Consider the following 24,881-nt stretch of genomic DNA (forward strand, 5'->3'; position numbering starts at 1 on the left):
AGACGGCAGGAGCCTCCGGCGGGAGTATTTGGAAAAAGATGAAGCGGGGAGCCCCGGTCTCTGGGGCTCCGGGCCGGATTTAGCCGATGAAGGCCTTGTAGCCGGCTTCGTCCATCAGATCTTCCAGCTGCGCGGCATCGGCGATCTTGATCTTGTAGATCCAGGCCTCGCCCTCGGGGTCGTCGTTCAGCGCGCCGGGGTTGTCAGCCAGCGCCTCGTTCACTTCCGTAATCTCGCCATCAACCGGCGCGTAAAGCTCGGAGGCGGCCTTGACGGATTCGATCACGCCGATCTCGCCATCCTTCTCGAACTCGTCGCCCACCTCCTGCTGCTCGACAAAGACCACCTCACCCAGCTGCTCGGCCGCGTGTTTGGTGATACCCAGCGTGGCCGTGTCGCCGTCGACCGCCAGCCATTCATGCTCTTCGGAATAATAGGTTGCCATGTCTCTCTCCTGACTTCAACGCTTGTAATTTTGTTTGACGAAGGGCAGCGCCACAATCTGCGCCGGTTGCGCCTTGCCCCGGATGATCAGGTTGACCTTCTCGCCCGGCTCGCCATGGCCCGCGGACACATAGCCCATCGCAACCGGGCCGCCGACCGTGGGGCCAAAGCTGCCCGAGGTGATCTGACCGATGGTATTGCCCTCAAGGCATTGCACTTCCACGCCCTGACGCGCGGGGGCGCGGCCGTCGGGCTTGATGCCCACCAGCTTGCGCGCAGGCCCTCGGCCAGTTCGCGCTGCACACGTTCCGCACCCGGAAAGCCGCCTTCTTCCTTGCGGCGCTTCTGCATCGCCCAGCCAAGGCTGGCCTCGACCGGCGAGGTGCTCTGATCGATGTCATTGCCATAAAGGCACAGACCGGCTTCAAGCCGCAGGCTGTCACGCGCGCCCAGACCCGCCGGTTCGCAATCCTCATGCGCAAGGAACGCCCGGGTGATCTCGATCGCCTTGTCCTCGGGGATCGAGATCTCATACCCGTCCTCGCCCGTGTATCCCAGCCGCGAGATGCGGCATTCGACACCCAGGATGTCGGCAATCGTAGTTTCCATGAACTTGAGGTCGCGCACCGCAGGGCAGAGCGCGCCCACCACGTCCTCGGCCTTGGGGCCTTGCACCGCGACCAGCGCGCGGTCGAAAATCTCGGTCACTTCGACGCCGTCCAGATTGGCGCGCATATGCGGAATGTCCTGATGGCGCAGCGCCGCGTTCACCACCACAAAGTAATGATCCCCCGCGTTCGACACGATCAGGTCATCCATGATCCCGCCTTCGGCATTGGTGAAGAACCCGTACCGCGCCTTGCCTTCCTTCAGCGTCGCATAAGCCTGCGGACACAGAGCTTCCAGCTTCTCGCCCACATCCTCGCCCCGCAAAATCACCTGACCCATATGCGACACATCAAACAACGCCGCCTTCTCGCGGCACTGCTTATGTTCACCCATGATCCCCAGCGGATACTGAACTGGCATCTCCCACCCGGCAAAATCAACCATCTTGCCGCCCAACTCAACGTGAAGCCCAAAAAGCGGCGTGCGTCTAATCTCGGTCATCTTGGATACCTTTTCGTATCTTTCGGTTTGGAACGCATTCCCGTCAGTCTGCCTCAAGTAGTCAATATTGCAACGATTCCGGTCAACTTGCGAACCGACGCGCCGCCTGTGGGGCAAGTCTGTATACGGGCGTATGCATCCATTGCGTTCCTATAGGAAACTTTTTTCCGTTAGGCAACATTTGTCATTTGGCCTCTGCAAGGGTTTGCCGGTCAAAGCTTTGAACGCGACGATAACACCAGGCAAGCCGACTGCAATGGCCTGAAAAAACGGTATTTTGCCTGCACCTTATCGCGCCTGTCCGTCAAGTGACTGCACTGCGAGATCCAGCACCCTCAGCCCGGCGACAAGATCGCTTTCGGCGGTATCTTCGGCAAAATCGTGGCTGATACCGTTGATTGAGGGCACGAACAGCATCGCAACGGGCATCAGGCGCGACACGTTTGTGGCATCGTGCAACGCGCCCGACGGCATCCTGCGCCATTTGCCGGGGGCCACCTGTTCGGCCCCATGTTCCAGCGCCGCGCGCAGCGTTTGATCCATCGTGACGGGTTCCAACCCGAGCAAAGGGCCGTAGGTCAGCACCAAGTCCTGTTCGCTGGCTATTTCCTGCGCTGTGGTACGGATAATCTCCTCCATCCGCGACAGCCGATCCGGATCGCCATCGCGCCACTGCATCGAGAACCGCGCCCGACCCGGCACGATGGACGACGCATTGGGGTGAAGATCGACCCGCCCGATGGTCCAGACGGTTTGTGGTGTCACCACGTTGCGAAACCGTTCGTTGAGGCGCGTGTTGAACAGTGACAACGCCTGAAACGCATCCCGGCGCAAATGCATCGGTGTGGTGCCCGCGTGATTCTGCTGCCCTTCGAAAGTGACCGACATGTCCCGGATGCCGACGATATCGGTCACGACGCCGATCTGCTCGTTCGCTGCGTCCAGAGAGGGGCCCTGTTCGATATGCATCTCGACAAAGCCGCTGAACCGCGCGGGATCGACAAAACCCTGCGACAGATCCGCCATGGAAGATCGGGCCTCGCCAAAGCTGACGCCGGCCCCGTCGGTCAACACATCGGCCTTGTCCAGAGGCAGACCGCCGGACCAGACCGCCGAGCCCGTGGTCACACCGAACCGGCCTTCTTCGTCCTGAAAACTGACGACCGAGATCGGCTGGTCGCTGGTCCGCGCGATCTCGAGCGCGGCGATCACGCCGAGCGCGCCATCCAGCCAGCCGCCTTCGGGCTGGCTGTCGGAATGCGACCCCATGAGCAGAGAGCGGCCGGGCGCCAACCCGAACAGGTTGCCGACCGGGTCGAAATGCGGTGTCAGACCCGCGTCGGCCATACGATCCGCCAGCCATTGGCGCGCCGCGATATCCGCTTTGGAATAGGCCGGGCGGATGACCCCTTTGCCCACACCCGAGGCACCGATTTCACGCAGCTTGTGCAGATCCTCCAGAAAACGCGTGTGGTCGACGGCCATGTATCCCTCCGGGCGCAGTTGGTCAGGGCGACCATAGCCAGAAACCGGACAGCTGCGAATGTTTTTCCGGTGAGATCAAGAAACCCCTCTGGTCCCGGCAGGGAACCTGCCCTAAGACTTCGGCGCAAGAGGGAGCGACATGTCACATATCACATTGGTGCGGCACGGGCAGGCAAACACGACGGCGCGCGACGAAGCAAGCTATGACAAGCTGAGCGATCTGGGCCATCAACAGGCCCGCTGGCTGGGCGCGCATCTGCGTGACACCCGCAGCCACTATACACGCGTCTATTGTGGCACCCTGACCCGCCATACCGAGACGGTCACCAGCATGGGATTAACCGATCCTGTCTGCGACGCACGGCTGAACGAGATCGAGTATTTCACCCTTGCACAGCTGTTCGAAGAACAGCACGGCGTCGAAATCCCGACCGATCGCGAGGGATTTGTCGAACACCTGCCCAAAACCTTCGCGGCCTGGGCCAGCGGAAAGATCGAGAACGCGCCGGAATCCTTCGACGCGTTTGAAGCCCGCGTCCGCGATGCATTGCACGAGATCGGGACCGAGGGCGGACCGGCCATCGTCGTGACCTCGGGCGGGTTGATCTCGATGGTGGTGCGTCAGGCGATGGGGCTGGACATCCCGTCAATGGCACGGGTGGCCCTTGCCATCATGAACACGTCGATGCATCGTCTGCACCCGATTGGCGCACAGCTGAGCCCGGTCCTGTTCAATGCGGTGCCGCATCTGGAAGCACCCGACCGGCAGTTCGCGCAAACCCACCTCTAACCAGATCGGAGATCCCTGATGCAGCTTTATTATGCACCCCGAACCATCTCGGTCGCTGTTGCGATTGCTCTGGAAGAGGCCGGGCTGGACTATGAAGCAATCAAGCTGGACTTTGCCGATGGGGAACAGACAAAACCGGCCTACAAGCAGATCAATCCCAAGGGGCGCGTTCCGGCACTGGTGGTCGATGGCGGCATCCTGACCGAGACCGGCGCGTTGCTGGAATATATTGCGACCAAGGCACCCGAGGCCGATTTGGTGCCAGCTGATCCGGTCATGGCCGCCCGCATGCGCGAGGTGATGTTCTATCTGGCCTCGACCATGCATGTGAACCACGCCCACAAGCTGCGCGGGCATCGCTGGGCCGACAAGAAATCCAGCTGGAAAGACATGACGGACAAGGTGGCGCAAACGATGACCGCATCTTGCGACTATATCTCGTCAAACGGGTTGCGCGGGCCGTTTGTTCTGGGGGACGCGTTCTCTCTGGCCGATGCCTATCTTTATGTGGTTTGCAGCTGGCTGGAAGGTGACGGCGTCGATGTCTCGGCCTTCCCCAAAATTCTCGCCTTCCGCAAGGCGATGGAGGTACGGCCTTCGGTTCAGGCGGTGCGCGCTGCCGGGATGCTCTGACAAAAGGAAATAAGATGACACATCTCTGGGTCAGGGCGGAACAGCGCCCGAACGAGGAACGGGTGGGGCTGACACCCGAAGGGGCCGCAGCACTGATCGCCGCAGGTCTCCGCGTGACGGTCGAAGAAAGCCATGTCCGCGCCATTCCGATTGATGGCTACAAGGACGCTGGCTGTGCAATCGCGGCTGAGAATTCGTGGCCCGAAGCCCCGCTGGATGCGATCATCTTTGGCCTCAAGGAACTGCCCGAAGATGGCACCCCCCTGCCCCATCGCCACATCATGTTCGGCCATGCCTATAAGGGCCAGCATTCGGGTCGTGCGCTGCTGGAGCGGTTCAAGGCCGGGGGCGGCACGCTTTATGATCTGGAATATCTGGTGAGCGAAGATGGCCGACGCGTTGCCGCCTTTGGTTACTGGGCCGGGTATGCCGGTGCTGCGGTAACGCTCAAGACGTGGGCGGCACAGCAACGGGGCGACGCATGCCCGCCGGTTGGAGTATATGCAGGCAAAGACGTTCTGAACGCTGAATTGCTGGCCGAGTTGGACGCCACCGGAGCCCCACGCCCCCGCGCCATCGTGATCGGTGCACTGGGTCGCGTGGGTACGGGGGCCGCAGACCTGTGCGACGCGATGGGCGTCGACGTCACCAAATGGGACATGGCGGAAACCGCCAGCGGCGGACCGTTTCCGGAAATTCTGGACCACGACCTGTTCCTGAACTGCATCTTCGCGCGCCCCGGAACCCCGGTCTTTGTTCCGCGTGAGGCGTTGACTGCCCCGCGCAACCTGACTGCTATCGGCGATGTCGCCTGCGACCCGGACAGTGATTACAACCCGGTGCCGGTCTATGACCGTGCAACCACATGGGACGCGCCCGCTTTGCGCGTGGCAACCGATCCGGTGATGGACGTGATGGCCATCGATAACCTGCCGTCGATGCTGCCGGTCGAAAGTTCGGAAGATTATGCGGCACAGCTTTTGCCGTCGCTTCTGACCCTGACCGATCTGGACAGCGGCGTCTGGGGTCGGGCAGAAGCAACTTACAAAACACATATCGAAGGGATCTGAGCGATGACGATTCACTGGTGTGGCACCGGCCTGTCGGCCATCCCCGGCCTGCGCCGCCTGATCGAGGGCCGTCACAAGGTCACTGTCTGGAACCGGACGGTCGAAAAAGCCAGGGCCGAGGTTGGGGACCTGACCAACGATATTCGCGCCTTCGACATCGACGCTCTGGGTGATGTGCTCGAGAAGGGCGACGTGATAGTGTCCATGCTGCCGGGCGACTGGCACGTACCACTGGCGGAACTGGCGATTGCGAAACAGGCCAATTTCGTTTCGTCATCGTATATCGCGCCCGAAATGCGCGAACTGGACGACAAGGCGCGCGAGGCCGGTGTGGCGCTGGTCAACGAAGTTGGTCTGGATCCGGGCATCGACCACCTGATGGCCCATGCACTGGTCGATGACTATCGCGCCTCGGATGCGTTCGATCCGCAAAACCACCTGAGCTTTATTTCGTATTGCGGTGGCATTCCCAAGATCCCGAACCCGTTCCGCTACAAGTTCAGCTGGTCGCCGTTGGGTGTGCTCAAGGCGCTGCGGTCGCCGTCGAAGTCGATCCGCGACTATGCCCCGCTGGACGTTGCCCGTCCGTGGGATGCGATCAGCAGCTATATCGCGCCGCTGCCAACGCCGGAAAGTTTCGAGGTCTATCCCAACCGCGACTCGATCCCGTTCAAGGCGCAGTACCAGTTCGAGGATCACTGGCCAGTCAGAGAATTCGTCCGCGGCACCCTGCGCCTGAACGGTTGGGCGGATGCGTGGTCGGATGTGTTCCGTGAAATCGAAACCCTGTCGGGTCCGGAAGGGGATGCGCGTCTGAAAGAGATGTCTGACCAGTTCTGGAGCGAAAACGCCTATGACGAAGGTGAGCCCGACCGCGTTGTGCTGTGTGTTGGACTGAAAGCCGAGAAAGACGGCGTTCCTGTATGGCACAAGACCTATGTCATGGACGCCTGGGGCGATGAGCGCGGCACAGCAATGGCGCGTCTGGTATCGATCCCGGTTTCACTTGCCGTCGAGGCCGTTATGAACCGCGCCATCCCGGCAGGCGTTCACGCAGCCCCAAGCGACCCAAAACTGGTACAAGGCTGGATGGCCGAGATCGACCGACTGGCCCAGCACTTGCAGATCGTGGATCATACGGCCTGATTGCACCAAAAAAGCCATTCCAGATACACCGGAATGGCTTTTTTGAACAACATGATCGAGCAGGATCACAGGTTTTCAAACGGCGGGTGCGGAACAACCGATGTTGCCCTGCTCGCCACTTACCTGGGCCAGTTAACGGCGGGCAGGATTTGCCCGACGCAATCGCCAAAGCCGATCTGGAAGCCTTCGCCCTTGGCCGAACCGCGCAGGGTCAGGGTGTCTCCGTCTTCGATGAAAGTCCGGGTTTCGCCGGTATCGAGCGTGAAGGGCTCGCGACCAGCCCAGCTCATCTCCATCAGAGAACCGTATTCCGTCTTGGTTGGGCCTGAGATCGTGCCAGACCCCAGAAGGTCGCCCACATTCATCGCACAGCCGCCGATGGCGTGGTGGCAGAGCTGTTCGGCGGCCGAGTAATACATGCGGGAGTAGTTGGTTTCGCCAACGACGCTCGCCTTCTCGGCTCCATCAGGCTGCATCAGCACCTGAAGCTCAATGTCGTAAAGGCCGTCCTTTGAGCCGTCGAGGTAGGGCAGAAGCTTTTTCTCGCGTTCGGGCGTTGGCGCACGGAACGTTTCCAACGCGGCGGCGGTCACGATCCAGGGGCTGATCGAGGTGCCAAACGCCTTGCCCTGAAACGGTCCAAGCGGCTGGTATTCCCAGCCTTGGATGTCACGCGCGGACCAGTCGTTCAGCAGCACATAGCCGAAGATCATGTCGTCGGCTTCATCCACGGTGATCGGCTGGCCAAACTCGGACGGCTTGCCAACAATGGCGCCCATTTCCAGCTCGATATCCAAACGCATCGAGGGGCCAAAGCTGGGCATCTCGGCGTCGGGCGCTTTGCGCTGACCGTTCGGGCGGTGAATCGGCGTACCCGAGATCACAACCGAAGACGCGCGACCATTGTAACCGATCGGAATGTGCAGCCAGTTGGCCGGCAGTTCGGGCGAGCCGCGCAGGATCGCGCCCATGTTCGCGGCGTGCTGACGACCGGCATAAAAATCGGTGTATTCGGACACAAGGAACGGCATGTGCAGCTCGGCATCGGCTTGGGCGACCAACAGAGGCTCAACAGTGTCACGTTCGGTCGAAGCCTCGCCCAGCAGCTGTTCCAGACGGGCGCGCAGGGCGGCCCATGCGTCCGATCCCTGCTCCATCAATTCATTCCAGAAGGGCACGTCGAAAACGGGTTCATCACCAATCTCGATCAGGCCAGCTTCTTCGGCTGCGTGCATATCAAGGATCATATCCCCGATGGCCACGCCACAGCGCGGTGCGCTGTCTGAGGTCGAAAACACACCATAAGGCAGGTTGTTCAGGGGAAAGGGGGTCTCGGCAGAGTTCGCGCTGTCCACCCATGACTTTTTCAGTTGGCTCATGTGATCCTCACTCGGCATCCGGCTGTACCTCGGGTCGCGCATCGGCGAAGGCGGACAGGGCCAGACAGGTTTCTTCGATTTCGGTCAGACGCGCAAAGGGCGTCATGTCCACACCCCAGCGATGCCCGTTGTAAAGCTGCGATACAAGGCAGATATCCGCAAGCGATGGCATGTCGCCAAAGGAAAAGCGGGTGCCTTGGGGCAGCATAGCCTGAAACGCGGTCAGACCTTCGTTCATCCAGTGGACCATCCAGTCCACACTTTCCGCTTTGCTGTGCCCCATCCCGTCCAAATGTTGAACAACGCGCAGGTTGTTCACCGGATGGATGTCCAGCGCAATCACATGCGCCGCCGCCATCACCTTGGCCCGCGCAATCGGGTCGTCCGGCAGAAGCGCCGGGTCGGGTTAGGCGCGGTCAAGATAATCAAGGATAGCCAGAGATTGGGTCAACTTGGTGCCATCCTCAATCTCTAACACAGGCACCCCCTTGCCGGGGTTCATCGCTTGATAGGCTGCGCTTCTTTGCTCGCCTTTCACCAGATTGACCGGGCAGCTTTCGAACGGCACACCCTTCAGATTTAATGCGATACGCACCCGATAGGATGTAGTCGATCTCCAATAGGTATATAACTTAAGACCCATCATTTCTTACCTGGCGTCCCGTCGAACTTCTTCTCAAGGCTGTCCCAGCAGTCGATGTAATTGTCCTGCAGCGGGGCTTCGTTCGCGGCGAAGGCTGTCAGGTGCTGCGGGAAGCGGGTCTCGAACATGAAGGACATGGTGTTGTCCAGCTTTTCAGGCCCAAGGTTCGAGTTCGAGGCACCCTCGAACGCGTCGCGGTCTGGCCCGTGCGGCAACATCATATTGTGCAGGCTGACGCCGCCGGGGATAAAGCCCTGCGGTTTGGCGTCATACTGGCCGTAAATGTTGCCCATTAGTTCGGACATGATGTTCTTGTGATACCACGGCGGACGCTGTCCGCCATCAGCACCCATGGAACAGACTAGGTTGATTGCGTAGCGGAGGATTTCAGGCTCATCGTAACCATCAGAGAGTGGAGATGAGAATGAAATCCGGGAAACAGAAAGCGTCAGCAGAGAGAGTTGTCAAAGACATCCGCAGGAAGACACGGCGCCAGCATTCGGCAGAGGAGAAGATCCGTATTGTGTTGGATGGGCTTCGTGGTGAAGACAGCATAGCGGAGCTGTGTCGCCGTGAAGGAATAGCTACGAGCCTGTATTACAGCTGGTCGAAAGAGTTCCTTGAGGCCGGTAAGAAGCGGTTGGCTGGCGATACCGCACGCCAGGCTACCAGCTCTGAGGTGAAGGATTTGAGAGCGGAATCGTCGGCGCTGAAAGAGGTAGTCGCCGACCTGACCCTTGAGAACCGGCTGCTCAAAAAAAGCATGTTCGAGGATGGGGGAGACGACGAATGAGATATCCCGCATCCGAAAAGCTTGAGATCATCCGGCTGGTTGACGGTTCGCACCTGCCGATCAAACGCACACTGGAAAAGCTCGGCATTCCCAGAACGACCTTCTACCGCTGGTACGACAGGTATCTGTCTTTCGGCGAGGCCGGGCTTGAGGATCGCCATTCCCGGCCAGGTAGGGTTTGGAACCGCATCCCCGACAAGGTGCGCAAGCAGATCGTGGAACTGGCTCTGGAAGAACCCGAGTTATCGCCCCGCGAGCTTGCGGTGCGGTTCACCGACACCAGGCGCTACTTCGTTTCTGAGGCCAGTGTTTACAGGCTTCTGAAGGCACAAGATCTGATCACTAGCCCAGCCTGCATCACCATCAAAGCGGCGGATGAATTCCATGAGAAGACTGTGCGGCCGAACCAGCTTTGGCAGACCGACTTCACCTATCTCAAAGTCATCGGTTGGGGCTGGTTCTACCTGTCTACGATCCTGGATGATTACAGCCGTTACGTTGTCTCTTGGCGCCTTTGCACCACGATGAAAGCTGACGATGTCACAGGAACGCTGGAAGACGCTTTGGCTGCATCAGGTTGTGACAGTGTCACCGTTGCCCACAAGCCCCGGCTGCTCAGCGACAACGGCAGCAGTTACATCTCTGGCGAGTTGGCGAAATGGCTGGATGAGCAGGGTATGGATCATGTTCGGGAGCGCCCAACCATCCGCAGACCCAGGGCAAGATTGAGCGATGGCATCAGACGATGAAGAACCGTGTCCTGCTGGAAAACTACTATCTGCCAGGAGCGCTCGAACAGGCCATCGGCGACTTCATCAATCACTACAACCACAACCGATACCACGAGAGCATCAGCAATCTGACACCCGCCGATGTCTATTTCGGTCGAGCCGAAACAATCCTCAGACGCAGAAAGGAAATCAAACACCAGACAATCCAGAAACGCCGCTTGCTGCATCATCAGAACGCGGCGTAGATTGAAACTGCGGCGAGCCTGATCCTCCTAAGCCAATCAAACGCTCGTGTTCCAAATCATTCGATGACGGACATGGTGATCCTGGTTCTGTCGTTCGTCGGTATCTACTCGCTGCGGAACTCCGCCACCGATTGTGCCATTGCAGCTGTTTTTGGTGTAATGGGTCTGATCTTGAAACGACAGAACCTTCCGATTGTCCCGATCATTCTGGGCATGGTTCTTGGTGGAATTATGGAAGTGAAGCTGCGCTCGGCCATGGCTCGGGTTCGTGATCCGCTGGACTTTGTTGACCGGCCAATCGCGGCAGGTCTGGCCTTGGCCATCGTCCTGCTGATCGGTTTCCATTTCTGGGGTGTTATTCGCGAACGTCGCGTCGCCCAGCCGGAAATGGAACATGACCACGACATCCACGACAGTCAGCAAAGCTGATCCGCACTCGGAAAAGGAGCGCAAAATGGCACGATTTGACGGAAAAACCGTTCTGATTACCGGGGCCGGTACAGGTATCGGGTCAGCGATTGCACGCAGGCTTAGCGCAGAAGGAGCCAATGTAGCCGTTATGGGGCGACGGGCAGAGCCGTTGGAAGCGGTCGCCGGACCAATCAACGGGTTGGTTGTACAGGCTGATGCAGCAAATGCCGATCAGGTGAAGGCCGCGTTGGAAACGATCAACGCCCGCTTTGGCGCACTGGATGTGCTTGTCTGCAATGCAGGCGGGTTCGGCTTTGGAACGCTGACTGACAATACAAACGATGATTGGAACAAATCTGTTCAAGCCAATCTGAATACGGCGATGGTGACTGCCCGCGCTGCGATGCCAGATCTTATCTCGCAAAATGGCAACATCCTGATGATGGCTTCAATTGCAGGTCTGGCCGCAGGTCCAGAGGCTTGCGGTTATGTCACCATGAAACATGCCTTAATTGGTCTGGCGAAATCCATCACCCGCGACTACGGACGAAAGGAAGTGCGTTGCAACACAATCTGTCCTGGATGGGTACGCACCGAGATGGCTGATAGTGAGATGGAGGAGCTTGTTGAACGCAGGGGTCTTTCATCGATTGACGAAGCCTATGCCCTGGTGACCCGTGATGTACCACTGGGCAAACCGGCGATGCCGGAAGATATCGCCCATGCCGCTGCGTTCCTGTGTTCTGACGAGGCTGCCCTTATCTCGGGTGCGGTGCTGACCATTGATGGCGGGGCGACCATTGTCGATGTTCCCACAATCGCTTTTGCTGACAAGTAACAAGCCTTTAGAGAGGTTCCCCCATGCTAGATCAATCCCGCATAGACGAACTGCGCCACGCACCGGTTCCTCCGTTTCAACACATTATTGATGGCGAAAAACGCGACGCCTCTGACGGAGAAATGCTGGAGGTGATTTCACCCCTGAATGGTCAAGTCCTGACCACTATGGCGCGTGGAACAGTCGAAGATGCCAATCTCGCCATCGCCGCTGCACGCCGCGCCTTCGATGATGGCCGTTGGTCCGACATGGCCCCGGCGGCGCGAAAGAAAGTGTTGCTGAAATGGGCGGAGCTGATCGAGGAACACGCATTGGAAATTGCGGTTCTGGGCGTCCGAAACAATGGCACCGAAATCAGTATGGCCATCAAAGCTGAGCCTATGTCGGCGGCACACACAATTCGTTACTACGCCGAGGCGATTGACAAAATCTATGGAGAGGTTGCTCCGACTGATCCTTCCGTTCTGGCGTTGGTTCATCGTGAACCGGTAGGTGTTGTCGGCACGATCGTCCCTTGGAACTTCCCGCTGATGATCGGCTCGTGGAAGTTTGCACCGGCACTTGCAGCCGGGAACACCGTTGTGCTGAAGCCCGCAGAAACCGCGTCATTGACGCTGGTGCGACTGGCTGAACTGGCGCTGGAAGCTGGCATGCCTCCGGGGGTGTTCAATGTGGTTACCGGCAAAGGTTCGGTGGTTGGAGAGGCCATCGGGCTGTCGATGGACGTAGATGTCATAGTCTTCACCGGCTCAGGATTTATTGGCCGAAAACTGCTGGAATACTCCGCACGCTCTAATCTGAAGCGCTGTTATCTGGAGCTTGGTGGAAAATCCCCCAATATCGTCTTCGCGGATGCCCCGGATCTGGACGAAGCTGTCAAGGTATCGGCCAATGGTATTTTCCGCAACTCCGGTCAAGTCTGTATCGCGGGATCCCGTCTGTTGGTGGAACGATCAATCCATGACGAGTTTGTAGAAAAACTGGCAACCTTTGTCGAAACTCTCCGGCCCGGTGACCCACTGAATATCGCTTCGACTGCAGGTGCGGTAAACTCATTAAGTCAATTGAACCAGAACCTTGGTTTTGTGGAAGAAGCACGTGGTCTGGGGCGGGGCATCCGCACCGGCGGGATCCGTATTCTGGAAGAAACGGGTGGCTATTTCATGGCCCCGACGGTTGTAACGGGGGTTCACCGCACCGACCGGCTGGCAACGGATGAAGTGTTCGGCCCGGTTCTTGCAGTCATTCCCTTTGACACCGAAGAAGAGGCAATCAAAATTGCCAATGGAACCGATTACGGTCTGGCATCCGCAGTATGGACGTCGAACTTGTCGCGCGCCCATCGCATGATCCGGGCCATTCAGGCAGGGGTTGTCCATGTAAACACCTATGGAGGGGCCGACACAACGGTTCCATTGGGTGGCGTCAAGCAGTCTGGCAACGGTCATGACAAATCGCTGCACGCCTTTGACAAGTATTTCGAGCTGAAAACAGCTTGGATCAAACTTTGAACCTGAAAGGCGGCCTATGACCAATCGAACTATTCTTGTCGTTGGGACCTATGACACCAAAGATGATGAACTGAACTTCATCTCTGATGTGATCCGTGAACAGGGTGGATTGGTGAAAACCATGGACATCAGTGTGCTTGGCGACCCCAGTCACCCCACTGATTACTCCAAGCATCAGGTGGCAGAGGAGGGTGGCCACACAATACAGGAAGCCATTGATGGCGGTGACGAAAACCTTGCGATGCAGATCATGGCCAAAGGTGCAGCCCTGCTGGTTGCACGGCTGCACCATGAGGGCGTGTTCGATGGCGTTTTGGTTTTGGGCGGTTCAATGGGGACCGATCTGGCCCTTGATCTGTGCTGTGCCTTGCCCATTGGTGTACCTAAATACATCGTCTCAACTGTCTCTTTCTCGCCGATGATCCCGCCCGAGCGGCTGCCGGCAGACGTTCAGATGATCCTTTGGGCTGGTGGTCTTTACGGGCTTAACTCGGTCTGCGAAGCCTCTCTCCGTCAAGCCGCTGGCGCGGTTCTGGGGGCCGCACGCGCTGCCCGTCCGATGAAGAAAGACCGCCCTATAATCGGGATGACATCCTTCGGCAAAACAGTCTTGCGCTATATGGTGCACCTGAAGCCCGCCCTTGAGGCGCGCGGGTTTGAACTGGCCGTTTTCCATGCTACGGGCATGGGAGGGCGCGCATTTGAAAGCCTTGCTTCAAAAGGTGAATTCGCCGCCGTTTTGGACTTTGCACCGCAAGAAGTCGGCAACCACATGTTGGGATCAGCCATCAGCGCCGGCGAAGATCGCATGACCAATGCGGGCAAGGCTGGTGTGCCGCAGATTGTTTCGATTGGGTGTTATGATCTAGTCGATTTGGTAGGCTGGCATCCCGTTCCTCCAGCGTTGGCGGATCATGACCTTCATGACCACAACCGACTAATTACTGCGGTCAGCATGAGCGCCGAGCAAAGGCGCGAGATGGCACGCACCATGTGCGCAAAACTTTCTGAAGCAACCGGCCCGACTGTTCTGCTTGTGCCGCTCAGAGGCGGTAACGATTGGGACAGGGCCGGGGCGATTTTGGAAGATGCAGAGGGACTTGCAGGATTCATCGAAGAGCTGAGAAAAAACTGTCCGGAAAACGTAACACTTGTGGAAATTGACAGCCATATCAACGATGTCGAGTTTTCAGACAAGACCTTGGAGATTCTGGATACCTGGCGCTCTGATCATGTGATCTGATTGGGTTGCCCGACTATTCAACGTGAACGTCACGATCTGAACGAGCGCCCCAGCAAAAGCTGCGATATCCGCGCTCGGAGAGAGTTCGTTGTTTTGAAGGGTCGCGGCAAGATTTGCGTGAAACCGCTCTTCAACTTGCTCGACAAAGCTGCGCGCAATGTTACACGCCGCCCCAAACGCTGTTTTAGTCACACCGACAATTGAAAGGACCGCATGACTTTGCCTTGCCCGCCTGCCATTAGACTGGCGATTGCGCCGTCACGAACTTCCAGTTCAACCTGAATCAAACTGGGCGAAGGGGTTTCCATGAACATGCCCTGTTCAATCAGAAACCCGTGCTGACGGCGGTGACCCAGGTCGTGCAGGACACAGGCCAGCGGCCCTGCGGCCATTCCCGTCGCGGCCTCTTCATCAATGGCATATCGGGGGGCGAACATGCGTGCAGTAGCGTCGCGCCCGTCCGAGCATTGGGCCGTTGTGAACACATAATATCCTATCAGGTCCAGACGGTCGCTGATCGTTTTGATCTGCTCGAAATCGGGTTTGATCGAAGCCAGAGTTTCCCTGTCAGCTACTCCGATCACGACAAAACTGTTGCCGGTATTGACCAGAACGGGCGGCATTTCGTGATCCAGATTGCTCGGGGACAACCCCAAAGAGCCCAAAACGTCCTGCAAACTGACACCCTGAGAGGTCCAATCTTCTGGCGTTTCATATCTAGGGGCCAACTGTTCCATAAACGCGGCACCATCCTTGATCAGAATCCGGCGCGGGCCGTCCACAGTTTCTTTTGAGGTTACAGGATCAGGAATACGGCCAAGTGCTTCCAGATGGGAAAAAGCGGCAATGGTCGCATGGCCGCAATGCGCGATCCTGCGGTTCGGGGTGAAGAAGTCCAGTTTGAAACCTTCGGTCGCGGATTGCGAGACAAAAGCGGTTTCGGACAGGCCAACCTGTGACGCGACCTTCAGCATCTGCGCCTCGGTTAACCCGTCGGCATCCAGAACAACCCCAGCAGGGTTGCCCCCTAGCCCGTTGTCCACAAAACCGTGCACGATCTGAACAGTCACGTTTTGGCCGATGGCTTGGCTTACATTCACGGCATTTCTCCCATTTCCTGCGGGCGCTTTTGCCTTAGCGGAGTGATTGTGTCTTCGCCTGAGACATAGTGTGTTTCAATTGTTGGCAGAATGATATTAAGCTTGAATTTATTATTCACTATTTTGGAATAATTACATGGACAAGTTTCGCGCGCTTCTGGTCTTTTCGAAGGTGGCCGACCTGGGTGGCTTTGCTGCTGCTGCGCGCAACCTGAACATGTCGCCACCGGCTGTGACGCGCACCATTTCGGTACTGGAGGGCGAGTTGGGCGTCCGTTTATTCGTAAGAACGACACGATCTGTCATGTTGACCGAAAGCGGGCGCAGATTTCTGGAAGATGCCAAGCGCATTCTCGTTGATCTGGAACAGGCAGAAAACGCTGCGGTCGGGACCTATGCGAAACCTAAAGGATTGCTCAACCTCACTTCGTCTGTGTTGTTTGGCAGATTGTTCATCACACCAATTCTTGCTGATTTTCTGGGGCACTATCCCAAAATCGAGGCGCGAACGCTGTACGTGGACCGGATCGTGAATTTAATAGACGAAGGTGTGGATGTTGGCGTCAGGATAGGTCCGCTTGCGGATTCCAGCCTTATGGCGATGCGTTGCGGTTCTGTCAGACAGGTTGTTTTTGCAGCACCCGAATACCTTGAACAAGCAGGCGAACCCGAAAGCCCGGATGACCTGAACAGACATGTCCTGATCAATTCCCTAGCCCTGTCGCCGTCAGGCCAGTGGCAGTTTGACCACCTGGGCAACCCGAAGCTTGTGCGTGTTCATCCACGGATCAGCATGAATACCAACGATGCTGTAATCGAAATGGCACTTCGCGGTCAGGGTCTGGCCCGGCTTTTGTCCTATCAAGTCGCACCATATCTGGCGGACGGACGGCTAAAGGCAGTGTTATCTGATTTTGAACCGGCTCCTGCACCGGTTCACATCGTGCACCACGAAGGGCGGATGGTGTCCGCAAAGATTCGCGCGTTTGTCGATTTTGCCGCAAGCCGCCTGAAACGTGAGGCAGCACTGGAATACTGAATCGTCGAACTTCGACCTGCCACTTTTACCGCAGCTTTGGGGAGGTTTCTGTGTCGGCAGGCGGCCGAAGGCGTCACACTTTTCTTAAGGCGTATATGCAATCGTAGGAACGACTTAGGAATAACAGCGAGAGGAACTGAGGAGTTGGTGTCTGACGCCTAAAAACTCGAACTACTCAAATACAAGCCGGTGAGTTTCGATTGAAAGCTGGAATGGCGAAATCATTCCGGCCGGTGAACGCTATCCCAACAACACAATGCGAACGAAACGAACCAAAGGCGCGTATGTCCTTGCTCTGGTGGTTTGAGTTTCATTTGCCCACGAAGGATCACGTCAAATCACCCAGTGGGGCCAAAACTTTCGGTGTGAATATGTTCCTGAGAGATGCCCCGGCGTTCCAGATCGGCCTGGATCTCGGCCATGAAACCGACAGGGCCGCACAGAAAGTAATGCGCGCTGGCATCGTTGATCAGTTGCGCCAGAAGCGCCCCATCGACACGGCCATGCGAGTCATAGTCCACTCCGAACTCATCCTCTGACGTTGGTTGGCTATAGGCCACATGCGTCGTGATCCCAGGCCGTCCGGAGGCCAGATCGTGAACTTCACCGGCCATTGGATGGTGCTGACCGTCCCGAGCGCCATGGATGAACCAGACAGGGCGGTTGCCGCGCTCGTCTGCGACCTTATTCAGAATGCTCAACATTGGTGTGATACCAACACCAGCGCTGACCAGAACCAATGGGCACCGGTCGCAAGTTATTGTGAAATCACCCGCTGGCCGACGGCTATTGATGATTGCGCCCGGTTCCAGATGATCGTGCAGAAACTGCGATGCGATCCCTTTTGGCTCACGCTTGACCGTAATCCGATAGCGATGATTGTTCGGTCCGTTACTGAGCGAATAGGTCCGGCGCACCGGTTCGGCGATCCCTGGAATTTCAAGCTCGATTGGCAGGTATTGCCCGGGCTCGAACCCAGCCAAGTGGCCACCGTCGCGGGCTTCGAATACAAACGAGGTGACATCGACGCTTTCACGGATCTTTTCGATCAGGCGGAGCGACCGGACAGAATCTGCATCCGAAGTCCATCTGAGGCTGACTGCCGCGCGGATTTCCACGACCTCGTCAATCTCCAGTGTCACCAGCCGCCGCGCCCCAGGGAAATTTGTGATCTCATCGCTGGCCCAGTCGATCGAGGCGACGCCGGTCAGTTGCAGCAAGCTGCCGCTTTCGAAATCGACGAACAGAAATCCCGCCCTTGGGTCGAGCAACAGGTTGCCGATTGTGTTGAAGTGGTTATTGCCGGCATAGTCGGGAAACCGCAGCCGCCGGTTGTCCAGAACCTGCACGAAACCACGGTCGCCACCGCGATGGGACGCATCCATCCCGTAAGTCGGGCTTTCGCCCTCTTCGCGATAGCCGCTGGCGATAAAGAAAGTATCGGCTGTTTCGATCCACCGGGTCTGATCCGACGTCAAATACTGGCCGCGTGTCATTGGTCCGGGCCTCGAATCTTCAACCCGGCGCCATGCGCGTTCACGGATATACTGCGGGCAGTTGCCAAAGGTCTGGTCAACGTGAAAATCAAAACCGGTCGGAGTGACGCGTCCGGCGCGGCCATTGATGCGGTTGCGCCGACGCGTGGCCAGTTCAATACCAAGGATGCCAACATCGCTTTTGGGGTGAAGGGCACCGTGCAACGCATCGCCTTGGGTTGGCAAGGCAGTAATGGAAAGCGTTTTGTTATCTGGTGCAGAGACGAACCCGTCTGGCCCTTCCAATAACGTAACCCAGGGCCGACCTTGCGCATCGCGCGCGGCCATTACAAGAAACGGCAGGGCGGTATGAAGATCCCGATGCTGTTCGGGCATGTGGTCGCGGACAACTTTCCGTGCCCAGTGTTCAATGTCGCGAACACCCAGCCGCGCCTGCGCCATGTGTTCACCCCGATGAAAAGGGGAAGTGCTGCTGTCGCTGGGTTCGATGGAAATCATGGGGTCTCTCCTGGGGCGGCACGGTTTGGAGGCATACGCCCGGTCCTGACGGCCGGGCGCGCTCTGGTGTCAGGCGGCGAGGCCGACCTTGGTGCTTTGCATGGCCACAAAGCCGGGCAACGCCTCAACCCGGGCCAGCAGGGCACGGATATTGGGATAATCATCCAGTGAAACGTTTCCCTCAGGCGCATGGGCCGTATAGCTGTAGATCGCGACATCAGCGATGGATGGGCTGGTTCCGACCAGCCAGTCGCGTCCGCTCAAATGCGCCTCAAGCCGGTCAAAGGCGGATTTGGCGATGGCCTTGGCACGTTCTGCATCCAGTTGAGCGCCAAAAACGGTGATCAATCGTGCTGCCGCAGGGCCGTGGGCGATGTCGCCGGCGGCCAGCGACAAGAACTTCTGAACTTCCGCCTCGCGCACCGGATCAGTCGGCAGCCAATCAGGCGCGTATTTCCGCGCAAGGTACACGAGGATAGAGTTGGAGTCGGCGATCGCGATTTCACCGTCCTCAATCACCGGCACCTGCCCGGCAGGGTTCAGGGAAAGAAACGGCTCTTTCTTGTGTTCGCCAGACAGCAGGTCGACATCGATCAGCTCGTGATTGATGCCGCCAAGCTTGGCGAATAGTTCCACCCGGTGTGAATGCCCGGACAAGGGATGACGGTGGATACGGATGGCGTTTGGCATGTCTGTTTCCTTTCGGAGGAGTTTCTTGGGAGCGAGCTGGCAATGCTCGTCAGCGGTCACTGGCTAGAACATGGCAAAACCTTTTTTAGTTATAATCCTGCGTTTTATTCAGTAACTATGAACAAATTAGGTATAATTGACCAAACACCAACCTGACGAAGGAGCGCTGCGTTGGATACAATTGACACGATGCGGGCATTTATGGCGGTTGCTCATGAGGGCTCGTTCACTGCCGCGGGGCGGCGGCTGGGCCTGTCTACCAAACTGGTCAGCAAGTATGTTGCCCAGTTGGAGGCCAAGCTATCGGCGCAACTGTTCAACCGGACAACCAGAAGCGTTTCGCTGACAGACGTCGGCATCGCGTACCTTGAACGCTGCCGCCCGATCGTGGAACAAATCGACGAGCTGGAAGACCTTGTTCAGGAGCGGCAATCGGCACTGGCCGGGCCAATCCGAATAACCGCACCAACCGGGTTCGGCAGCATCAACCTGACTCAGGCTTTGGCTTCGTTTCTGCGGGCACATCCGAAGGTCGATATCGACCTTAAACTGTCGGACTCGCGCGTGGCGCTTGTTGAAGAGGGGTTCGATCTTGCCATACGGATCGGGGTGTTGCGGGATTCGACCCTGATTGCGCGGAAGCTGTCCGATATGCCGCTGATCGTCTGCGCGTCGCCTGATTATCTGGCGGAAAGGGGGCGTCCGGGTGATCCGATGGCACTGGCCACACATAACTGCCTGATTGACGAAAATCCAGCCGACGCAACAGCATGGAGGTTTCGAGCCGGGACAAGGGATATTGTGGTCAAGGTGGCGGGAATGTTTCATGCCAATGCCCCGGCGGCGATTGCCAACATGGCGATTGCCGGGCTGGGTATTGCGCGTTGCCCGCACTATGTGATTGCCCGCAGTCTGGAAGAGGGTACCCTGGAGCGCCTGTTTCAGGACTATGAAACGGAAAATTTCGGCCTTTATGCGCTCTATCCACCCAATCGTCACCTGACGGCCCGGGTGCGCGCGTTGATTGATTTTCTGGCGCAGCATTTTCGATCAGGCTGACATCCAGCAACTGAAACGGATCCACAGTCCAGCCACAACCGCGGTGGTTGTTCCGCAAAGTCTTGAGAAAGTTAGGCAGAGCTTTCGTTTTGGTGCATGAGATGAAGAGTATTTCCCGCTTTGTCTAAAGCGCGGTAGAGATCCATCCACTTTCCATGGACATGCACACGGACCTATGTGGCGTCCATGCGCCAAGAATTCAGTGTAGGACGCTTCATCGATTGCGCGCGCAGCGATCATCGGCGAAAACCGCGTGACCCACATGTTCTATGTAGCATGGTCCACGCGCAATCCCCGTTCGCCATGATTTCCTCAAGGCCGCGACAGAAAACAGTCTACCTCAGTAGAAATACACGGCTTACAAAGCCACACCTTTGGGAAAGTGGCGGCTTTTCAAGAAGATCACATAGAAACCCATTCGCGGCGGCTTCGAAGGCAAAGAGAAACCGAATACAGACTTTCACCAACCTCGCTCGAAAGCTTGACACCCCCGTCGCTGTTAGTCTGCCTTGGCGGGCAATATCCGGTGCCGCCAGACGCAGGCACCGGGCAGCGATGCCGACGAGGGGCCTACATCAGATCGTTTTCCACGTCTTCTGCAGATATTCCCAATGCGTCCAGACCATTCTCAAGGTGGTCAGACATATGCGGTGTTCCGATCAGGTAATCTGCACAAGGGGTCGATGCCTCGGACTTGGCGGTGGCGATGGCCTCGGCCAGATCTTCCGCAAAAAAGCTCTCGCGCCCGATCCACATGATGGCTACCAGTTCGGCCTGCTCGTCTTCGCTCATGCGGTCGATGAACGCCCGCAATTCGCCCTCGGCCCGGTTCAGTTCGCGGCCCATCATGGCGACCTGGGCGACTTTTCTTGCCGAGATTTCCATCATCTCTTCGACTCCTCGTGTTCGCGGTTGTTACGCCATCACAACCACCGACAGGGGCCCGCGTCTTTGATCTTGAACAAACAGGCTGGTCACTGCCCCACACGCGTTACTGGGTGATCAGGCACCGGTTCCCTGCGAAACGGGCGGAAGGCGGCTTTTTTCAGCCACAACCTGAAGGCCTGCCAGAGGATCAGCGCAAAAGTGCGACGCGAACCGAAAGGGCGACGCAGAAAAGACCAAAGGATCACCCGGCTGGTCAATGGCTGGCGCGGTCCGGTCAGCGTCGCGATCAACCCGCCATCCGCGCGCGTGTAGTCGATCCACACACCGACCCGATCCGGGCTGTAGTCGAAGCGGAACGTATAGCTGCCTTCAATCTTCTGGAAGGGCGAGACATGCATCACCTTTTCGGCCGTCAATCGGTCGGTTGGTCTGATGGTCGAAAAATCCGGCTTATGGCACAGATAACTGTGACGCGTTCCGAAGGTGTTCGTCACCTCGGCCACCACGGCGTAAAGCTGATCATCGCGGTCAAAGCAGAACCAGAAACTGACGGGATTAAATACGTGGCCCAGCACCCTTGGCTGGGTCAGCAGCATGACCTGCGCGGGTTGCGGAATGTCCATCTCGGTAAATCGCGCGCGCAGCCAGGCGGCACCATGGCCTTGACCCGGCTCTCCTCCGTGATCGCGGGTTCGCCAGTTGGTGACATTCGTCCGGTCCATTGAAAACAGAAAAGGCGTGGTCAACCGGGCTTCGGGATCAAACAGGATGTAATCGACAGAATACCGGAAGGCGTTGTCGATTGCCCCCTTGCGGCCGTGATAGGTGTGGCCTGCAACATGATCTATCGTTTTTGCCATCCGATGTCTTCTGGTCCTTGCACACCCGCCAGAGCAGTCGCGATTTCTTTTTTGCCGCTGGTGTTCATATTACGAGACTTGGCCGGGAGCGGATCAAAATGTTCCGATAAAGTGATCCGGCTTGGGACATGCGCCGTATTGTGGTTATGTTTACCCAGATCAATACAGCGACCTTGGACGGACCAGCGGTTGAAACACCCGCCCCTCAATCTTGGCGCATCAACAAACGCATCAAGGGTAGGCGGGTGAACGACATCAACGGCAAGCGCGAGACCAGGGCCGAATGGGTGGACCACGTCAGACGCATCCGGGATGCGCAGGATCAGGCGGCATTTGCCGAGCTGTTCCAGCACTTCGCGCCGCGTATCAAGGCGTTCCTGATGAAGTCAGGGGCGGATGCCGCCATGGCAGAAGAATGCGCACAAGAGGTGATGGCGACCTTGTGGCACAAGGCCCACCTGTTCGACCCGACGCGTGCCACCGTGGCCACATGGGTGTTCACCATCGCACGGAACAAGCGCATTGACGTGCTGCGCAAGCAACGCCGCCCTGAACCCGAAGATCTGGGTTGGGGGCCCGAGGCTGAGCCCGATCAGGATGACGTCATCGCGCTGCAACAGGAAACCGCGCAACTGCGCACCGCCTTGAAAGCGTTGCCGGATGCACAGCGGGACCTGATCGAGAAGGCATATTTCGGCGACCTGAGTCACCGGGAAATCGCATCGCAGACCGGGTTGCCGCTGGGAACGATCAAATCACGGATACGGCTGGCGCTGGACCGCCTGCGCCACGCGATGAACTGAGATGAGTAAGATGAGCAAGTTGATCAAACATCACCTGACAGATGACCTGCTGATGGCCTATGCCGCAGGCGGTCTGCCCGAAGCCTTCGATCTGATGGTCGCCACGCATCTGTCCCTGTGCGACCACTGCCGCGCGCGCGCAGAAAGCTATGACGCCGTTGGCGGGCATGTTCTGGACGAGCAGAGTGAGGGTGTCAGCATGAGTGAAACTTCACTGGCGGCCACGATGGCTTTGATCTCCCAAGGTGCTCCGGCGCCCAAGCCCGTTCGCCCGGGATGTGCAGTTCTGCCGGCCCCGTTGCAGGATTACGTGGGCGGAACAGTCAAGGACATCCGCTGGAGGTCGATAGGTATGGGCGTCAAACAGGCGATCCTGCCGACCACCAAAGACGCCACCGCCCGCTTGCTTTTCATTCCGGCCGGTGCTGCCGTGCCGGATCATGGCCACAACGGCATGGAGCTGACAATGGTTCTGCAAGGGGCTTTCTCGGACGAGGTTGACCATTTTGCCCGTGGCGATGTTGAAATCGCTGACGAGGATCTGGAACACACACCTGTCGCGGATATCTCGGAAGACTGCATATGCCTGGCGGTTACGGATGCGCCGCTGAAATTCAACAAGCTGATGCCGCGCCTTTTCCAGCCCTTTCTGCGTATCTGAACGCTTGCAGGCACTGGTCCATCAGAACCGGCCCGGTGCCGGTTCAGTTCTTCAACAGGATGTTCAGCCTTCGTGACGTGCCAGTGGCACAACCTCTGTTTCAGTATCGGGCGCGATTTCTTCGAAGTCGAAATTATCCAGCCGCTGCGCCCGGCGGCCGGCCTTTTCGGCACTGATCTTGATTTCCGAGATATCCTTGGCCGCCTGCCCGAAGTGACGGTCGAGGTTTGAAACGCGGTCGCCCAGACGGTCCACGTCTTTGTGCAGCAATCCCAGTTCTTTGCGGATCGCACCGGCCTGTTCACGCATGCGCGCATCTTTCAGGATCGCCCGCATCGTGTTCAGCGTGGCCATACAGGTGGTGGGCGAGACGATCCAGACCCTTGCGGCAAACCCTTCGCGCACCACATCGGGCAGGCGGGCGTGTAGCTCGGCATAGATCGCTTCGGACGGGACGAACATCAGGGCTCCGTCAGCGGTTTCCCCGTCGAGGATGTATTTCTCGGAAATCGCCTTGATATGCACTTTCACGGCAGCGCCAAAAGCCCGCAGGCATCTTTCAACATCCGCCTTGGTCTGCGCGGCGGCAAGTGCCTCGAAATCCTCAAGCGGGAATTTCGCGTCAATCACGATCGGGCCGGGCGGGTTCGGCAGATGCACCAGGCAATCCGCGCGCCTGCCGTTCGACAAGGTGGCTTGCAGCGAATAGCTGTCCGCGGGCAGCGCCTTGGACACGATATCGTTCAGCTGAATCTCACCAAACATCCCGCGCCGCTGCTTGTTCGACAGGATATCCTGAAGGCTGAGAACATCGCCCGACAGTTTCGTGATATTGTCCTGCGCCTTGTCGATGGCGGCCAGACGTTCCTGCAGCTGCGTCAGTGATGTCGCCGTCTGTTTTGACGAACCGTGCAGGGTTTCCTTCATCCGTTCCTGCATCTCGGCCAGCGCGCGGGCCGATTTCATCGCGTTATCCGCCAGCCGGTCATTCATCTGCTGCTGAACCGAGGACAAGCGTGCCTCGACCGTCTGGATCACCTGCACCTGCGCGTTGGCCTGCGTGTCCGAGACATGCTGCAAGCCGCCGCGCAACTGTTCCTGCCCCTGCCCCAGCTGCTGCACATGCTGACCCAGAAGCGCCATCTGCCGCGCCAGCGGTTCCGCCATCCGGGCCGAGCGATTGGCGGCGCGCAACGACAGGAACAGCAGCAGCAGGATCAGCGCAACTGTTCCGCCCAGGATAAGAACAACCGGGTCATCCAATGCATATTCTGTTCCTGCAATCTTGATCATGTCGCCTCGGATGTTCTTGTTT

At 58.0% G+C, this 24,881-nt stretch carries 22 protein-coding genes and 4 pseudogenes; 13 read left to right on the plus strand and 13 right to left on the minus strand.

Going from position 1 to position 24,881, the window contains the following annotated elements; all coding sequences use genetic code 11:
• Positions 1 to 79: 79 nt before the first annotated feature.
• The 3 genes and pseudogenes from gcvH to ACR3E2_RS11720 all read right to left on the minus strand — a co-directional run bounded on the left by gcvH (position 80) and on the right by ACR3E2_RS11720 (position 3,039).
• Entirely contained in the window at positions 80 to 445 is a 366-nt protein-coding gene (gene gcvH, locus ACR3E2_RS11710; protein WP_209505056.1) for a glycine cleavage system protein GcvH, read from the minus strand.
• A gap of 15 nt (positions 446 to 460) precedes the next feature.
• Positions 461 to 1,554 (minus strand): annotated as a pseudogene (gcvT, locus tag ACR3E2_RS11715) (glycine cleavage system aminomethyltransferase GcvT).
• 288 nt (positions 1,555 to 1,842) lie between these two features.
• Positions 1,843 to 3,039 carry a Zn-dependent hydrolase gene (locus tag ACR3E2_RS11720; RefSeq protein ID WP_480484937.1) on the minus strand — a complete coding sequence of 399 codons (1,197 nt, stop codon included), beginning with the start codon at positions 3,037 to 3,039 and terminating at the stop codon, positions 1,843 to 1,845.
• 139 nt (positions 3,040 to 3,178) lie between these two features.
• Between ACR3E2_RS11720 and ACR3E2_RS11725 the strand changes: the two genes are divergently transcribed.
• Genes ACR3E2_RS11725 through ACR3E2_RS11740 form a run of 4 tightly spaced genes read left to right on the plus strand, consistent with a single transcriptional unit; the run spans position 3,179 to position 6,678 of the window.
• Entirely contained in the window at positions 3,179 to 3,829 is a 651-nt protein-coding gene (locus tag ACR3E2_RS11725) for a histidine phosphatase family protein (RefSeq protein ID WP_209505059.1), read from the plus strand.
• A gap of 18 nt (positions 3,830 to 3,847) precedes the next feature.
• A complete protein-coding gene (locus ACR3E2_RS11730; RefSeq protein WP_480484936.1) occupies positions 3,848 to 4,462 on the plus strand; it encodes a glutathione S-transferase family protein in 615 nt (204 codons plus the stop codon).
• 14 nt (positions 4,463 to 4,476) lie between these two features.
• A complete protein-coding gene (locus tag ACR3E2_RS11735) occupies positions 4,477 to 5,532 on the plus strand; it encodes a saccharopine dehydrogenase (RefSeq protein ID WP_480484935.1) in 1,056 nt (351 codons plus the stop codon).
• Between the two features lie 3 nt (positions 5,533 to 5,535).
• Positions 5,536 to 6,678, plus strand: coding sequence for a saccharopine dehydrogenase family protein (locus ACR3E2_RS11740; RefSeq protein WP_480484934.1), 1,143 nt, complete (start codon positions 5,536 to 5,538; stop codon positions 6,676 to 6,678).
• A gap of 119 nt (positions 6,679 to 6,797) precedes the next feature.
• Here ACR3E2_RS11740 and fahA read toward each other — a convergent pair whose 3' ends face one another.
• The 4 genes and pseudogenes from fahA to ACR3E2_RS11760 all read right to left on the minus strand — a co-directional run.
• Positions 6,798 to 8,057 carry a fumarylacetoacetase gene (gene fahA, locus ACR3E2_RS11745; protein ID WP_480484933.1) on the minus strand — a complete coding sequence of 420 codons (1,260 nt, stop codon included), beginning with the start codon at positions 8,055 to 8,057 and terminating at the stop codon, positions 6,798 to 6,800.
• Between the two features lie 7 nt (positions 8,058 to 8,064).
• On the minus strand, positions 8,065 to 8,415 hold the full coding sequence (locus tag ACR3E2_RS11750; protein ID WP_480484932.1) for a hypothetical protein: 351 nt from the start codon (positions 8,413 to 8,415) through the stop codon (positions 8,065 to 8,067).
• A 48-nt stretch (positions 8,416 to 8,463) separates the two neighbouring features.
• Entirely contained in the window at positions 8,464 to 8,700 is a 237-nt protein-coding gene (locus ACR3E2_RS11755; protein WP_480484931.1) for a glutathione S-transferase N-terminal domain-containing protein, read from the minus strand.
• Positions 8,700 to 9,038: pseudogene (locus tag ACR3E2_RS11760) on the minus strand (homogentisate 1,2-dioxygenase domain-containing protein); the annotation flags it as partial. The gene ACR3E2_RS11755 and the pseudogene ACR3E2_RS11760, both read right to left, overlap by 1 nt.
• 80 nt (positions 9,039 to 9,118) lie before the next feature.
• Here ACR3E2_RS11760 and ACR3E2_RS11765 point away from each other — a divergent pair.
• The 5 genes and pseudogenes from ACR3E2_RS11765 to ACR3E2_RS11785 all read left to right on the plus strand — a co-directional run bounded on the left by ACR3E2_RS11765 (position 9,119) and on the right by ACR3E2_RS11785 (position 14,472).
• Positions 9,119 to 10,469 (plus strand): annotated as a pseudogene (locus ACR3E2_RS11765) (IS3 family transposase).
• A 45-nt stretch (positions 10,470 to 10,514) separates the two neighbouring features.
• Positions 10,515 to 10,898: pseudogene (locus tag ACR3E2_RS11770) on the plus strand (tripartite tricarboxylate transporter permease); the annotation flags it as partial.
• Positions 10,864 to 11,718: an SDR family NAD(P)-dependent oxidoreductase gene (locus ACR3E2_RS11775; RefSeq protein WP_480492730.1), complete on the plus strand. Its 855-nt coding sequence runs from the start codon at positions 10,864 to 10,866 to the stop codon at positions 11,716 to 11,718. The pseudogene ACR3E2_RS11770 and the gene ACR3E2_RS11775, both read left to right, overlap by 35 nt.
• Before the next feature lie 23 nt (positions 11,719 to 11,741).
• A complete protein-coding gene (locus tag ACR3E2_RS11780) occupies positions 11,742 to 13,229 on the plus strand; it encodes an aldehyde dehydrogenase (protein ID WP_480482889.1) in 1,488 nt (495 codons plus the stop codon).
• A gap of 16 nt (positions 13,230 to 13,245) precedes the next feature.
• The gene (locus ACR3E2_RS11785; RefSeq protein WP_480482887.1) at positions 13,246 to 14,472 is read left to right on the plus strand and encodes a Tm-1-like ATP-binding domain-containing protein; all 1,227 of its coding nucleotides are present in this window, start codon (positions 13,246 to 13,248) and stop codon (positions 14,470 to 14,472) included.
• Positions 14,473 to 14,660: 188 nt separating this feature from the next.
• Here the strand turns inward: ACR3E2_RS11785 and ACR3E2_RS11790 are convergent, their stop codons facing one another.
• Positions 14,661 to 15,572, minus strand: coding sequence for a PhzF family phenazine biosynthesis protein (locus tag ACR3E2_RS11790; protein WP_480482885.1), 912 nt, complete (start codon positions 15,570 to 15,572; stop codon positions 14,661 to 14,663).
• Between the two features lie 136 nt (positions 15,573 to 15,708).
• Here ACR3E2_RS11790 and ACR3E2_RS11795 point away from each other — a divergent pair, with 136 nt between their 5' ends.
• Positions 15,709 to 16,611: a LysR family transcriptional regulator gene (locus ACR3E2_RS11795; protein WP_480482883.1), complete on the plus strand. Its 903-nt coding sequence runs from the start codon at positions 15,709 to 15,711 to the stop codon at positions 16,609 to 16,611.
• A gap of 338 nt (positions 16,612 to 16,949) precedes the next feature.
• On the opposite strand, the gene ACR3E2_RS11800 is transcribed toward ACR3E2_RS11795, so the two are convergent.
• Positions 16,950 to 18,605 carry an FAD-binding oxidoreductase gene (locus tag ACR3E2_RS11800; protein WP_480482881.1) on the minus strand — a complete coding sequence of 552 codons (1,656 nt, stop codon included), beginning with the start codon at positions 18,603 to 18,605 and terminating at the stop codon, positions 16,950 to 16,952.
• A gap of 69 nt (positions 18,606 to 18,674) precedes the next feature.
• Positions 18,675 to 19,295, minus strand: coding sequence for a glutathione S-transferase family protein (locus ACR3E2_RS11805; RefSeq protein WP_480482879.1), 621 nt, complete (start codon positions 19,293 to 19,295; stop codon positions 18,675 to 18,677).
• A gap of 171 nt (positions 19,296 to 19,466) precedes the next feature.
• Here ACR3E2_RS11805 and ACR3E2_RS11810 point away from each other — a divergent pair, with 171 nt between their 5' ends.
• Complete coding sequence (locus tag ACR3E2_RS11810; protein WP_480482877.1) at positions 19,467 to 20,354, plus strand: LysR family transcriptional regulator; 888 nt, start codon at positions 19,467 to 19,469, stop codon at positions 20,352 to 20,354.
• Positions 20,355 to 20,924: 570 nt separating this feature from the next.
• Here ACR3E2_RS11810 and ACR3E2_RS11815 read toward each other — a convergent pair.
• Entirely contained in the window at positions 20,925 to 21,242 is a 318-nt protein-coding gene (locus tag ACR3E2_RS11815) for a DUF3775 domain-containing protein (RefSeq protein WP_267363482.1), read from the minus strand.
• Positions 21,243 to 21,328: 86 nt separating this feature from the next.
• Positions 21,329 to 22,102, minus strand: coding sequence for a DUF1365 domain-containing protein (locus tag ACR3E2_RS11820; RefSeq protein WP_480482875.1), 774 nt, complete (start codon positions 22,100 to 22,102; stop codon positions 21,329 to 21,331).
• A 146-nt stretch (positions 22,103 to 22,248) separates the two neighbouring features.
• Here ACR3E2_RS11820 and ACR3E2_RS11825 point away from each other — a divergent pair, with 146 nt between their 5' ends.
• Together ACR3E2_RS11825 and ACR3E2_RS11830 are read left to right on the plus strand one after the other, a co-directional pair.
• Complete coding sequence (locus ACR3E2_RS11825; RefSeq protein ID WP_480482905.1) at positions 22,249 to 22,905, plus strand: sigma-70 family RNA polymerase sigma factor; 657 nt, start codon at positions 22,249 to 22,251, stop codon at positions 22,903 to 22,905.
• Positions 22,906 to 22,915: 10 nt separating this feature from the next.
• Complete coding sequence (locus tag ACR3E2_RS11830; RefSeq protein WP_480482874.1) at positions 22,916 to 23,566, plus strand: ChrR family anti-sigma-E factor; 651 nt, start codon at positions 22,916 to 22,918, stop codon at positions 23,564 to 23,566.
• 63 nt (positions 23,567 to 23,629) lie between these two features.
• Here ACR3E2_RS11830 and ACR3E2_RS11835 read toward each other — a convergent pair whose 3' ends face one another.
• On the minus strand, positions 23,630 to 24,859 hold the full coding sequence (locus tag ACR3E2_RS11835) for a DNA recombination protein RmuC (protein WP_480482873.1): 1,230 nt from the start codon (positions 24,857 to 24,859) through the stop codon (positions 23,630 to 23,632).
• Positions 24,860 to 24,881: the final 22 nt, after the last annotated feature.

It is taken from the genome of Ruegeria sp. AL7 (assembly GCF_056536105.1).